The sequence below is a fragment of the Microbispora amethystogenes genome, from assembly GCF_016863015.1.
GTDB lineage: Bacteria > Actinomycetota > Actinomycetes > Streptosporangiales > Streptosporangiaceae > Microbispora > Microbispora amethystogenes.
Genome location: NZ_BOOB01000053.1, coordinates 61,849 through 73,938, shown reverse-complemented (window position 1 = coordinate 73,938; position 12,090 = coordinate 61,849). Strand labels below are relative to the sequence as shown.

Annotated in this window: 11 protein-coding genes; 5 read left to right on the top strand and 6 right to left on the bottom strand. The window is 71.9% G+C overall.

What is annotated here, in order from left to right; all coding sequences use genetic code 11:
• Nucleotides 1–48 precede the first annotated feature (48 nt).
• Complete coding sequence (locus Mam01_RS30700) at nt 49–1,728, top strand: glycerol-3-phosphate dehydrogenase/oxidase (protein ID WP_204288677.1); 1,680 nt, start codon at nt 49–51, stop codon at nt 1,726–1,728.
• Nucleotides 1,725–3,278, top strand: coding sequence for an FGGY-family carbohydrate kinase (locus Mam01_RS30695; protein WP_204288676.1), 1,554 nt, complete (start codon nt 1,725–1,727; stop codon nt 3,276–3,278). The genes Mam01_RS30700 and Mam01_RS30695 overlap by 4 nt, the downstream gene beginning before the upstream one ends.
• Before the next feature lie 241 nt (nt 3,279–3,519).
• Here the strand turns inward: Mam01_RS30695 and Mam01_RS30690 are convergent, their stop codons facing one another.
• The gene (locus Mam01_RS30690) at nt 3,520–4,923 is read right to left on the bottom strand and encodes a M1 family metallopeptidase (RefSeq protein ID WP_204288675.1); all 1,404 of its coding nucleotides are present in this window, start codon (nt 4,921–4,923) and stop codon (nt 3,520–3,522) included.
• A gap of 125 nt (nt 4,924–5,048) precedes the next feature.
• On the opposite strand from Mam01_RS30690, the gene Mam01_RS30685 reads away from it, so the two are divergent.
• Together Mam01_RS30685 and Mam01_RS30680 are read left to right on the top strand one after the other, a co-directional pair.
• Entirely contained in the window at nt 5,049–5,795 is a 747-nt protein-coding gene (locus Mam01_RS30685; protein WP_204288674.1) for an ABC transporter ATP-binding protein, read from the top strand.
• A complete protein-coding gene (locus Mam01_RS30680; protein ID WP_204288673.1) occupies nt 5,792–6,463 on the top strand; it encodes a hypothetical protein in 672 nt (223 codons plus the stop codon). Before Mam01_RS30685 ends, Mam01_RS30680 begins: the two co-directional genes overlap by 4 nt.
• A gap of 18 nt (nt 6,464–6,481) precedes the next feature.
• On the opposite strand, the gene rlmN is transcribed toward Mam01_RS30680, so the two are convergent.
• Entirely contained in the window at nt 6,482–7,597 is a 1,116-nt protein-coding gene (gene rlmN, locus Mam01_RS30675) for a dual-specificity RNA methyltransferase RlmN (protein ID WP_204288672.1), read from the bottom strand.
• Nucleotides 7,598–7,702: 105 nt separating this feature from the next.
• On the opposite strand from rlmN, the gene Mam01_RS30670 reads away from it, so the two are divergent.
• Nucleotides 7,703–8,737, top strand: coding sequence for a suppressor of fused domain protein (locus Mam01_RS30670; protein ID WP_239101751.1), 1,035 nt, complete (start codon nt 7,703–7,705; stop codon nt 8,735–8,737).
• A gap of 16 nt (nt 8,738–8,753) precedes the next feature.
• Here Mam01_RS30670 and Mam01_RS30665 read toward each other — a convergent pair whose 3' ends face one another.
• From Mam01_RS30665 to tsf, 4 genes are all read right to left on the bottom strand, one after another.
• Nucleotides 8,754–9,707: a phosphatidate cytidylyltransferase gene (locus tag Mam01_RS30665; RefSeq protein ID WP_239101750.1), complete on the bottom strand. Its 954-nt coding sequence runs from the start codon at nt 9,705–9,707 to the stop codon at nt 8,754–8,756.
• Between the two features lie 140 nt (nt 9,708–9,847).
• Nucleotides 9,848–10,405, bottom strand: coding sequence for a ribosome recycling factor (frr, locus tag Mam01_RS30660; RefSeq protein ID WP_204288671.1), 558 nt, complete (start codon nt 10,403–10,405; stop codon nt 9,848–9,850).
• A gap of 9 nt (nt 10,406–10,414) precedes the next feature.
• Nucleotides 10,415–11,113: a UMP kinase gene (gene pyrH, locus Mam01_RS30655; RefSeq protein ID WP_244460937.1), complete on the bottom strand. Its 699-nt coding sequence runs from the start codon at nt 11,111–11,113 to the stop codon at nt 10,415–10,417.
• A gap of 118 nt (nt 11,114–11,231) precedes the next feature.
• Complete coding sequence (tsf, locus tag Mam01_RS30650) at nt 11,232–12,065, bottom strand: translation elongation factor Ts (protein WP_204288670.1); 834 nt, start codon at nt 12,063–12,065, stop codon at nt 11,232–11,234.
• Nucleotides 12,066–12,090: the final 25 nt, after the last annotated feature.

The window sequence follows — 12,090 nt, the reverse complement described above, 5'->3', positions numbered from 1 at the left end:
AGCGCGCCGCCCGCGGACCCGCGCCCGTCATTCCCCCGGGAGCCTCCCATGTCGCACCATGTCCCCTCCGGCGAGCACGACGTCGTCGATCTCGCCGTCATCGGAGCCGGTATCAACGGGCTCGCCATCGCCCGGGACGCCGCGGCCCGCGGCCTGCGCGTCGTCGTCGTCGACCGCGCCGACGTGGGCTCGGGCACGTCGAGCACGTCCAGCCGGCTCATCCACGGCGGCCTCAAGTACCTGGAGCGCTACGACTTCGCGCTCGTGAACGAATCCATCCGGGAGCGGCACCTGCTGTTCCGCACCGCTCCCCACCTCGTCCGCGACTACCCGATGCTGATCCCCTTCTACAAGGGGAACACCCGGCCCGGCACGCTGATCCGCCTCGGCCTGCTGGCGTTCGACGTGCTGGCCCTGAACCGGGGACGCGGCCTGAGCCGGACCGTGCCGGTCCGCAAAGTGGCCCGCAGATGGCCGACGCTGTCCCGCGACGGCCTGCGCGGGGCCGCGCTCTTCCACGACGCGCAGGTGCCCTGGGCGGAGCGGCTCTGCGTCGAACTGTTCCTCGACGCGCGCCGCCTCGGCGCGCGGGTGCTCACCTACACCTCCGTCACCGGACTCGTCGTCGAGGGCGACCGCGTCGCGGGCCTGCGCACCGAGGACGTGCGGACCGGGGAGAGCGGCGAGATCCGGGCCGCCGTCACCGTCAACGCCGCCGGGCCCTGGATCGACCGGATCCTCGACGGGCAGATCGAGAGCCGCCGCCTGAACGGCGGCACCAAGGGCAGCCACGTCGTGCTCGACCCGTTCCCCGGCGCCCCCGACACCTGCATCTTCTTCGAGGCGGCGGCCGACGGCAGGCCGATCTTCGTCTTTCCCTGGCAGGGCCGCTACGTGCTCGGCAGCACCGACCTGACGTACGAGGGCGACCTGGACGAGGTCGTCGCGAGCGACGCGGAGATCGACTATCTGCTCGCGGAGACCAACCGGATCTTCCCGGGGGCCGGGTTGACCTCCGGCGACGTGCTGTGGAGCGTCGCCGGGATCCGGCCCCTGCCGTACACGGCCGGGGTGTCGGACAACGCGAAGATCAGCCGTGGGCACACGGTGCTCGACCACGGCCCGGCGTACCGGGGGCTGCTGACCGTCATCGGCGGCAAGCTCACCACCCACCGGGCGCTCGCGGAGGACGTCACCGACGCGGCGCTGCGCGTGCTCGGCCGCCGCCCCCGCCCGTGCGTCACCCGGGAACGGCCGCTGCCCGGCGCGGAGACCTCGGCCTGGCCGGAGTTCGTCCGCGACTTCCTGCGCGACTCCCCGCTCGACCGGGCGTCCTCCCGCCGCCTGCTCCAGCTCTACGGCGTCCGCGCCCGCAGGGTGCTGGAGATCGCCGCCGGGGACCCCTCGCTCGCCGAGGTGGTCGACAAGGAGACCGGGGCGCTCGCCGCCGAGGTCGTCATGGCCGTGCGCGAGGAGGGGGCGGTGACGCTGGGCGACGTCATGCTGCGACGTATCCTTGTCGGTCTCAACGGCGACATGGGTCTGGACAGCGCCGCGACCTGCGCGGATGTCGCCGTACGCCACCTGGGCTGGGACGAGGACCGGGCCCGCTCGGAGGTGGCCGCGTACGAGAAGGAGTTGCGGCGTCACCGTCCCCGGGCTCTGGCCGAGGCGGCGGGCGGGGGCGTGGGCGGGAGCAGCGGCAGCGGCAGCGGGAGGACGGCATGACGAACCAGGCCACGTGTTACATCGGGGTCGACGTGGGCCTCACCGCGTCGAAGGCGGCGGCGTTCGACGCGGAGGGCCGCGAGGTGGGGGTGGTGCACGCCCGCACGCCGCGCACCAGCGTGACGGCCCACCGCCATGACGTGGACATGGCCGGGCTGGCCGAGACCGTCGTGTCGCTGCTCGGCGATCTCGCGGGCAAGCTCGCGGCCGACGGCTACGTGCCGGCCGGGATCGGGGTCGCGGCGCACGGCAACGGGCTCTATCCCGTGGACGAGTCGCTGCGGCCGGTCGGGCCGGCCATCGCGTCGTCCGACAGCCGGGCACAGCACATCGTGGACGCGATCGAGCCGGAGGCGGCCCGCCGCCTCGCCGCCGAGACGGGCTCCATCCCGTGGGCCGCCCAGCCCGCCGTGCTGCTGCGCTGGATGCACGACGCCGAGCCGGAGGCGTACGCGAGGACCCGGTGGGCGCTGTCGTGCAAGGACTGGGTGACGTCCCGGCTCACCGGCGTCCCCAGCGCCGACTACAGCGACGCGAGCGCGTTCGGGATGGTCGCGCTGGACACCCGCGCCTACACCCCGACGGCGCTCGAACTCGTGGGGCTGCCGGCCGCGGACCTCGGCCGCTTCCCGCCGCTGCGGGAGTCGGGGCAGATCGTCGCCGGGCTGAGCGCGCGGGTCGCGGAGCTGACCGGGCTGCCCGAGGGGCTGCCGGTGATCGCGGGCTGCATGGACTGCGTGGCCGCGACGCTCGGCGCGGGCGGCCGGGCGCCGGGCGACGTCACGATCATCGTGGGGACGTGGGCCATCAACGGGGTCGTCGTCCCCGCGGCGACGCCCGCGCCCGAGGTCACGCTCAGCGCGCTGATGCCCGACTCCGGGACGATGCTCGCCATGGAGGTCGCGCCCACGTCGGCCGCCAACCTCGACTGGCTGAGCTCGGCCTCGGCCCCGCACCGGCAGACCGGCGGCGGCGTCCCGGCCGCGGACCTGCTGGAGGAGGCGGCGACGGTCGCCGCGGGCGCCGGCGGGCTGCTGTTCCTGCCCTTCGTCAACGGCGCCCCCGAGCATCCGGCGGCCTCGGGGACGTTCCTCGGCCTCTCCGCCGTCCACCGTCGCGGGCACCTCACCCGCGCGGTGATCGAGGGGGTCGCCCAGTATCACCGGGTCCAGCTCGACCGGGTCCTGGCCAGCGGGGCCGACGTCGGCGACCGGCCCTGGCGGCTGGCCGGCGGCGGCGCGCGGTCGGAGGTCTGGGCGCAGGTCTTCGCCGACGTGCTCGGCCGGCCCGTCCGGCGGCAGCTCACCAGCGAGCTGGGCGCGCGGGGGGTCGCCTCACTGCTGCCCGCCGCGCTCGGCCACAGCGACGTGCTCTGGTCGGTCAGCGACACCGACGATCTGTGCGTGCGTCCCGGCCCCGCCCGGGAGGCGTACGTCCGGCAGGCGGAGGTGTTCGACCGGTGCCTCACCGGGATGTCGGCCGCATGGGTGGAAATCGAGCGGTACCGTACGGCGGGGTTCGAACCCGCTCCCGCGGCCTCCGCGGGCTGAGCCCCGCCCGCCGCTCCGGCGTGGATCCGTCGTCGCGTGGCGCCCGCGTCGCGGGCGCGTGGAGGCCGGACGTCGCGCGGGACGTCCGGCGGACGCGTGACCCGGTGTCGCGGCCGTGCGGGGCCGCGAACGCCGTGGGCGTCACGGTGACGGCCGCGCGGAGACGGCGGGTGCGGGGGCGGTGTGCGGGCGGCAGGTGTCTCACCTGCCGCCCGCGCCCGCCGCGAACGCTTGGCCGCCGTCAGAGCTTGGGCTTGTGCGCCTGGTAGAGCCAGGCGTCGAACAGGGCGCCGAGGTCCTGGCCGGAGAGCCGCTCGGCGAGGTCCACGAAGTCCTTCGTAGTGACGGTGGAGTGCCGGTTCTCCTCCGTCCACGTGCGCAGCAGCGTGAAGAACGTCTCGTCGCCGATCTTCTTGCGCAGGGCGTGCACGGTCATGGCGCCGCGCGTGTAGATCGCGTCGCCGTCGAACATGCCGGCGCGCCCCGGATCGCCCGTCTTCAGCTTCCAGAAGTCGCCGCCGCTCTTCTTCTTGTAGAGCTTCGCGAAGGTCTTCTCGGCCGACGGGCCGCCGTGCTGCTCCTCGTACAGCCACTCGGCGTACGTCGCGAAGCCCTCGTTGAGCCAGATGTCCTTCCAGCTCCGCAGGCCGACGCTGTCGCCGAACCACTGGTGGGCCAGCTCGTGCACGATGACCAGGTCGTCGGCCATGCCCTTGTCGTACACCGGCCTGCCCTGGGTCTCCAGCGAGTAGAGGACGCCGAGGCGGTCGGCGATGCCGCCGGTGGACGCGAACGGGTAGGCGCCGAAGACCTTGGACTCCCAGCTGATCGCCTTGGCCGTGGTGCGGTGCAGGTACCTGAACTCCTTGGCCAGGGAGGGGTCGTACGCCGTGATGTTGGGGATGCCGTCGACGACGCCCTCGGTGACCTTGAACTTCCCGATCGCTACCGTGGCGAGGTACGGCGCCATGGGCTGGGACATCTCCCACCTCCACGTGCTGTAGCCGCCGCGGACTCCGACGATCCCGGAGTTCTTCGGCTCGCCGTTCGCGAGGACCGTGACGCCGTGGGGCGCGGAGATCTGGAAGCTGAAGGTGGCCTTGTCGCGGGGGTTGTCGTTGACGGGGAACCAGCTGCGGGCGCCGTCCGGCTCGGCCACGACGACGGCGCCGTCCGTGGTGTCGATCCAGCCGGAGGCGCCGAGCGCCTCGTCCTGGATCGGCTTGGGCCGGCCCGCGTAGGACACCTCGACCGTGAACTTCTCCCCCGACGGCAGCCCGTGCCGGGGAGTGACGACGAGCTCCTGACCCTTCCGGCGGTACGCGGCCCGCTTGCCGTTCACCTCGACCCGGCTGATCCTCGGCCCGGAGAAGTCGAGGTTGAAGCGGGACAGGTTCGTGGTCGCCGTGGCCGTGATCGTGGTGGTGGCGCTGATGTGGTGCGTCTTCGGCGTGAACCTCAGCTTGATCGTGTAGTGGCCGGCGTCGTATCCGCCGTTGCCCGCGTGCGGGAAGTACGGGTCTCCCAGGCCGGCGGAGCCCGGCGTGTAGGTGTCGGCCACGGCCGCGGGGGCGGCGACCAGGGAGGCGGTCAACGTGAGACCGGCGGCGAGGGCGGCCGCCAGGGGGGATGATCTGCGAAGCATGGGCACCATCGTGGTGCATCACGCCGCGAGATTGGCACTTGTCGCGATTTATGGGGTTTTCAGGCTGGACCAATGATCACGAATCCCCGAAACGGGCGGAAATCCTCCGATAGGCTCGGGGACCTATGCGGATCGCCAGCGTCTCCTTCCGATACGGACGGCGCGACCCGTGGGTCCTGTCCGACGCCGATCTGGTCCTCGACCCGGGGGACGTCGCCGAGGTCGCGGGCCCGAACGGCACCGGCAAGTCGACCCTCCTGCGGCTCGCCGCCGGGCTGCTCAGGCCCGTACGCGGACGCGTGGAGGACCGCCCCCGGGTCGTCGGGTACGCCCCCGAGCGCTTCCCCGCCGACCAGCCGTTCACGGTGGCGGCCTACCTGCGGCACATGGCGGCGGTCCGCCGGGTGGCCCAGGACGCGATCGGCCACTGGAGCGAACGGCTCGGGATGGACCACCTGCTCGGCCGGGACCTGCCGGACCTGTCCAAGGGCAGCGCCCACAAGGTGGGCCTCGCCCAGGCGCTGCTCGCCGAGCCGGGGCTGCTCGTGCTCGACGAGCCGTTCGCCGGGCTCGACGCCGCGACCCGCGCCGAGCTTCCCCGGATCATCGCGGAGATCAGCGCGCGCGGCGGGATCGTGGTGGTGAGCGACCACCAGGGCGACCTGCGTGACTTCCCCGGCCTGCGCCGTTTCGAGGTCCGCGACCGCGCCGTACGGGAACTGGAGCCGGTTGAGAAGGCCGGCGAGGCGCCCCTGACCGTGCTGGAGGTCGCGGTGCCCGCGGTGAGGGCCGCGGAACTGGCCGACCGCCTGCGCGCCGAAGGCTGCACGGTGCGTGTCACGGCCCGCGTCGCCCGGGAGGCCGCGGAATGACCCCCGTGATCGCCCTGACGCGGTTCCGCGTCGCCGGATACGTCGCCTCGCACCGGGCCCTGCAGCCGCTGCTCGCGCTGCTGGCGCTGCTCGCGATCCTCTACGCGGGCGCCGTGCCCGCCGGTCAGGAGATCGCCGCCACGGCCGACTCGGCGGCCATGCTCGTGCCGGTGCTCGCGTGGGCCGCCCGCGGCCTGCTGGACACCGAGCCGGACGAACAGCGCGCCGTCGCCCTGTCCGCCCTGGGAGGGCGGGAGCCGGTGAGCGGGCTGCTGGCGGCGTTCGCGTCACTGCTCGTGCTGGCCGCGATCGCCGAGGCCGCGTTGCTCGCCCGCCTGGCGGGCTCCCCCACCCTCGGCGTGCTGCTGACCGGCGTGTGGCTGCACCTGCTGTCGGTGGCGGCGGGGCTCGTCCTCGGGGCGCTGACGAGCCGCCCGATCCTGCGCTCCCCGGCGGTCTCCACGATGGCTCTGATCTTCGGCTACCTGTGGATGCTGGCGCTCAGCTTCGCCGGGGCCCGCTGGCTCACCGTGCCGGTGATGGCCTGGATGCGGGACGCGCACCACGGTGTGCTGCTGGAGCAGCCACTCCTGCTCACGGCGCAGTCGCTGCTGTGGCCCGCGATCGGCCTGGCGGCCTACGGGTGGCTGCGCCGTACCCGGCCGTAGCCCGCCACGGCCGACCCGCTACGGCTGCGGCGCGGCGGCGAGCTGGCCGCACGCCCCGTCGATCTCCCGGCCCCGGGTGTCCCGTACGGTGACGGCGACGCCGTGGGACTCCAGGCGGCGCACGAAGGCCCGCTCGTCCTCGGGACGCGACGCGGTCCACTTCGAGCCGGGGGTGGGGTTGAGCGGGATGAGGTTGACGTGCACCAGCTTGCCCTTGAGCAGGCGGCCGAGCAGGTCGGCCCGCCACTCCTGGTCGTTGACGTCCTTGATCAGCGCGTACTCGATGGAGACCCGCCGCTTGGTTTTGGCCGCGTAGCTCCAGGCCGCGTCGAGCACCTCGGCGACCTTCCACCGGGTGTTGATCGGCACGAGCGTGTCCCTGAGCTCGTCGTCCGGGGCGTGGAGGGAGACGGCGAGCGTCACCGGCAGGCCCTCCTCGGCCAGCTTGCCGATCGCCGGCACCAGGCCGACCGTGGAGACGGTGACCCCGCGGGCCGAGATGCCGAGGCCCTCCGGCGAGGGATCGACCATGCGGCGGACGGCGCCGATGACGGCCTTGTAGTTGGCCATCGGCTCGCCCATCCCCATGAAGACCACGTTGGTGACGCGGCCCGGCCCGCCCGGGACCTCGCCCCGGGCCAGCGCCCGCGCCCCCGCGACGACCTGCTCGACGATCTCGGCGGTGGACATGTTGCGGGTGAGCCCCGCCTGTCCCGTCGCGCAGAACGGGCAGTTCATGCCACACCCGGCCTGGGAGGACACGCACATCGTGACGCGGTCGGGATAACGCATGAGGACCGACTCGACCAGCGAGCCGTCGAACAGCTTCCACAGGGTCTTGCGGGTGGTGCCGCCGTCACAGGTGATCTCGCGTACGGAGGTCAGCAGCGGAGGCATGAGCTGCTCCACCAGCCGCTCGCGCAGCGGCGCCGGCAGGTCGGTCATCTGCTCCGGCGAGCCGGTCAGCCGGGTGAAGTAGTGCCGCGAGAGCTGGTCGGCGCGGAACGGCTTCTCGCCGATCTCGGCCACGGCCGCCCTGCGCTCGGCCATCGTCAGGTCGGCCAGATGACGCTGCGGCTTGGCCCGTCGGGGCGCGACGAAGGTCAGCTGCCCGGTCTTCGGCTGCTCGCTCACGCGAAACCCTTTCCATCTCGTCGCGGCCGTCCTCTTAACGGCTGCCGCGAGCGGTTCTACATTCTGTCTGGCGGCGAAATCCCGCAGGCCTACGAGAGGTGAGGTGTGGACATCACTGTCGTGCTCACCAGCCCCAACCCCTACGGGAGCCGCACGCTGACGATCGAAGCCGACCGGACCTCCTCCGTAGCTTACCTTCGCGACGCGCGGGGGATCGTCCACGGAGCGGTCTGGCTGGCCAACCACGTGCCGGCGCCCGCCGAGGACGACCTCGCGCGGGTGGACGCCGGGCTGCCCCCGGTGCTGCCCGCGGCCCGCACCACGCGGCCGCAGGGCACCGCGCCGCTCGACCCGGCGGCGCTGTCGGTGCTGTGGTTCGAGGAGGGCGACGGCGTCGCCCTGTACGAGAACGGCGAACTCCTCGCGGTCATTCCGTCGTGGGCCGACCTGGAACGCGGCCTGCCGGGGTACGCCAGGGACGCGGTCGGGGAGTCGCCGTACGCCTGGTCGCTCACCGAGGCGCTGGAGGGCCTGGCCCCCCGCGTGGCCAAGGCCCGCGCCTACTGGCAGTGGCGGCAGGCGGAGGGAAGCTGGGCCACCTTCCAGCAGTTCGTGCTGGGCCACCTCGACAGCAGACTCGGCCCGCCGGGACGCTACTGGGACGTCGGCGGCGACCGTCTCCCCCTCGTCGGCGTGAGCGAACGCCCGCCGACGTTCACCAGGGACTACACGGTCCTGTCGACCGTGGGCATGAGCTGCCAGCGGATGCCTACCGCGGAGATGTACGACACGGCGTGCCGGGTGGAACTCGCGCTCGCGACCAGGCAGGATCCGAGGGTCGCCGCACGGGTGTTCGCCTGGCTCGGGCAGTACCCGTGGCGTTCGGTGACCTGGCTGGGGCATGGTCACACGGCCCGCTGGTTCCAGAAGCCGGCGACGTTTCCCCTGGGCGGCGGGCACGAGGGGGTCCTCATGCTGATGGACCCGCCAGGACTACCGGACATGTCCGGATTCATGTTTGGCGGGGACGTCGTACGGTGGCTGTGGCTGCTCCCGCTCACCGACGCCGAACTCCGCCTGGTGGCCGAGCACGGTCACCGGGCGGTGACCGAGCGGCTCGCCCTCACCAGCCGGATCTGACCCTGCCGCCGGTTCTTCAGGCGACCGGGACGAGCAGCGTGAGCAGCAGCCAGGTGGGGACGAGCGTGAACAGCAGCGAGTCGAGACGGTCCATCGCGCCGCCGTGGCCCGGCAGCAGCGTGCCCATGTCCTTGATCCCGATGTCGCGCTTGATCACCGATTCGACCAGGTCGCCGAGCGTCGCGCAGGCGACTCCCGCCAGCCCGACGATCGCGCCCGCCCAGTAATCGCCGCCCAACAGGAAGTGCACCAGTAAGGCGCCGGCGACGACGCAGGCGAGGGTGGACCCGGCGAAGCCCTCCCAGGTCTTCTTCGGGCTGATGAGCGGCGACATGCGGTGCTTGCCAAGGAAGATCCCGGCGAAGTAGCCCCCGATGTCGCTGCAGACCGTCACCGCGACGAACACGATCACCCGGTCGGGCCCGTCCTCGGGGGCCAGCAGCAGGGGTACGAACCCGGCGATCAGCGCCGGATAGGCGGCGACGAACAGCGCGCCCGTCGCGTCCTTGACGAAGCCCTCGGCGCCCTGGAACATCCGCCAGGTCAGCAGCACCATCACGGTCACCGCGAACGCGCCGACGAGGAACGTGGCACCGCCCCAGTAGGGGCCGAGCACCATGGCCGCCATGCCCGCGAGCAGCGGCGCGAGGGGCACCCGCACACCATGGTCGCCGAGCGCCTTGACGATCTCGTGCACTCCCACGCCGACGGCCACCAGGACCACGACCAGGAACGCCACCTTGACAAAGTAGAGCGAGCCGATGACCACCGCGCCCAGTGCGACGCCGACCGCCACGGCGGCCGGGAGGTTGCGCCCGGTGCGGCCGGTCGCCTTCCCGGCGTCTCCGGACGGGTGCCCCGGCACGCCCGCGTCCGCCGGATCATCCCTCTCGGTGCCGTGTCCCGCACCGGAGGGGCCGGTCGCGCCCCCCGCCGGGTTCCGGTCGCCGGCGGCAGCAGTTCCGTCCACAGCGTCTCACCCTCCATATACGCGTGATCCTTGTGCCGCACCTGCCCATGGCGCGGCACAAGGATCACGGTCATGCCGTACGGCCCCAGGTCGTGTCTGACATACCAAGCCCTGTCAGGCACTCCCCGGAGACCGCGGCGTCAGACCTCGAGCAGCTCGGCTTCCTTGTGCTTCAGCAGCTCGTCGATCTTCGCGACGTGCTTCTGGGTGAGGTCGTCGAGCTCCTTGACCGCACGGTGGACCTCGTCCTCGCCGGCCTCGCCGTCCTTGACGAGCTTGTCGAGGATCTCCTTGGCGTGCCGCCGGATGTTCCGCACGGAGACCCGGCCGTGCTCGGCCTTGTTGCGGGCGACCTTGATGTACTCCTTGCGGCGCTCCTCCGACAGCTCGGGGAACACCACGCGGATCACGGAGCCGTCGTTGCTGGGGTTGACGCCGAGGTCGCTGTCGCGGATGGCCCTCTCGACCGCGTTCAGCGAGCCCTTGTCGTACGGCTGCACGAGCACCATGCGCGCCTCGGGGACGTGGAACGACGCGAGCTGCTGGACGGGCGTCGGCGACCCGTAGTAGTCAACGTTGATCTTGTTGAACATCGAGGGCGTGACGCGGCCGGTGCGGATGCTCGCGAAGTCGTCCTTGGCGACCGTCACCGCCTTGTCCATCTTCTCCTCGGCCTCGAGGAGGGTTTCGTCGATCACTGCGGCTCCCTACTTCCCTGCCGGACTCACCAGCGTGCCGATCTTCTCACCGCGGACCGCCCGCAGGATGTTGCCCTCGCCCATGAGGTCGAAGACCACGATGGGCAGGCCGTTGTCCATGCACAGGCTGATCGCGGTGGCGTCCATGACCCCGAGGCCCCGCGTCAGCACCTCACCGTACTCAAGCTGGTCGAACCGGACCGCGTCGGGGTTCTTGCGCGGATCCGAGTCGTACACGCCGTCGACCTGGGTGCCCTTCAGCAGCGCCTCGGCGCCGATCTCCAGCGCGCGCTGCGCGGCACAGGTGTCGGTCGAGAAGAACGGCGATCCGAGGCCCGCGCCGAAGATGACCACGCGCCCCTTCTCCAGGTGGCGGATCGCGCGGCGCGGCAGGAACGGCTCGGCCACCTGCTGCATCGTGATGGCCGTCTGCACCCGGGTGTCGATGCCGCGCTTCTCCAGGAAGTCCTGCAGGGCGAGACAGTTGATGACCGTCCCCAGCATCCCCATGTAGTCGGCCCGGGCGCGGTCCATGCCGCCCTGCGACAGGGCCGCGCCGCGGAACATATTGCCCCCGCCGACGACGACGGCCACCTGCACGCCCTCGCGGACGGCCTCGGCGACCGAGTCCGCGAGCTGGGCGACGACGCGCGGGTCGATCCCGAGGGACTCGCCACCGGCGAACGCCTCACCCGACAGCTTCAGCATCACCCGCTTCCACCGCAGCGGCCCGTCGTACGACGAAGCCGCCGGCGTGGCGGGTCTGGTGTTCTCCTGCACGGCGGCGGCCTCCTCGTGTCGCGTGGGTCGATCCTGGCAATTAAGCCTAAGCCTGGCCGACCTTGTAGCGGGTGAAGGCCAGGACCTTGACGCCGGCCTCGTCCGCGACCTTCGCGATGGTCTTCTTGTTGTCCTTGACGAACGCCTGCTCAAGGAGCGTGAAGTCCTTGTACCAGCCGTTGACCCGGCCATCGACGATCTTCGGGATGGCGCCCTCGGGCTTGCCCTCCTCGCGGGTCATCTGCTCGAACAGCGACCGCTCCTTCTCGATGACCTCGGCGGGCACCTCGGCGGGGCTGAGGTACTTCGGGGCCATCGCGGCGGTGTGCTGGGCGATGTCCTTGGCGATCTCGGCGTTCGGCGTGTCGAGCTGCACGAGCACACCCACGGCCGGCGGGAGCTGCGGGTCGGTCTTGTGCATGTAGGAGGTGATGAAGCCACCCTCCAGCACCGAGAACCGGCGGATCTCGATCTTCTCGCCGAGCGCCGCGTTGGCCTCGTCGAGCAGCTCCTTGACGGTCTTGCCGTTCAGCTCGGACTCGAGCAGGGACGGCACGTCGGCGGGCCTGCTCGCGGCGATGTGCGCGACGATGTCGGCGGCGAGCTCCTGGAAACGCTCGTTCTTGGCGACGAAGTCCGTCTCGCAGTTGAGCTCCAGCAGCGCCGCGAGGGAGTCGCCCTCGTGCTTGACGGCCACGAGGCCGTTCGACGCGGTGCGGGCCTCGCGCTTGCCGACATCCTTGGCGCCCTTGAGGCGCAGGATGTCGACGGCCTTGTCGAAGTCGCCCTCGGACTCCTCGAGCGCCTTCTTGCAGTCCATCATGCCGGCGGCGGTCAGCTCACGAAGCCGCTTGACGTCGGCCATGTTTACGGAAGCCATTGTCCATTTCCTCTTCGGGACCCGG

Coding starts and splice junctions, on each gene's coding strand:
- Mam01_RS30700 (WP_204288677.1), top strand. CDS start 49: ATGTCGCACCATGTCCCCTCCGGCGAGCACGACGTCGTCGATCTCGCC.
- Mam01_RS30695 (WP_204288676.1), top strand. CDS start 1,725: ATGACGAACCAGGCCACGTGTTACATCGGGGTCGACGTGGGCCTCACC.
- Mam01_RS30690 (WP_204288675.1), bottom strand. CDS start 4,923: ATGCTTCGCAGATCATCCCCCCTGGCGGCCGCCCTCGCCGCCGGTCTC.
- Mam01_RS30685 (WP_204288674.1), top strand. CDS start 5,049: ATGCGGATCGCCAGCGTCTCCTTCCGATACGGACGGCGCGACCCGTGG.
- Mam01_RS30680 (WP_204288673.1), top strand. CDS start 5,792: ATGACCCCCGTGATCGCCCTGACGCGGTTCCGCGTCGCCGGATACGTC.
- pyrH (WP_244460937.1), bottom strand. CDS start 11,113: ATGCTGAAGCTGTCGGGTGAGGCGTTCGCCGGTGGCGAGTCCCTCGGG.
- tsf (WP_204288670.1), bottom strand. CDS start 12,065: ATGGCTTCCGTAAACATGGCCGACGTCAAGCGGCTTCGTGAGCTGACC.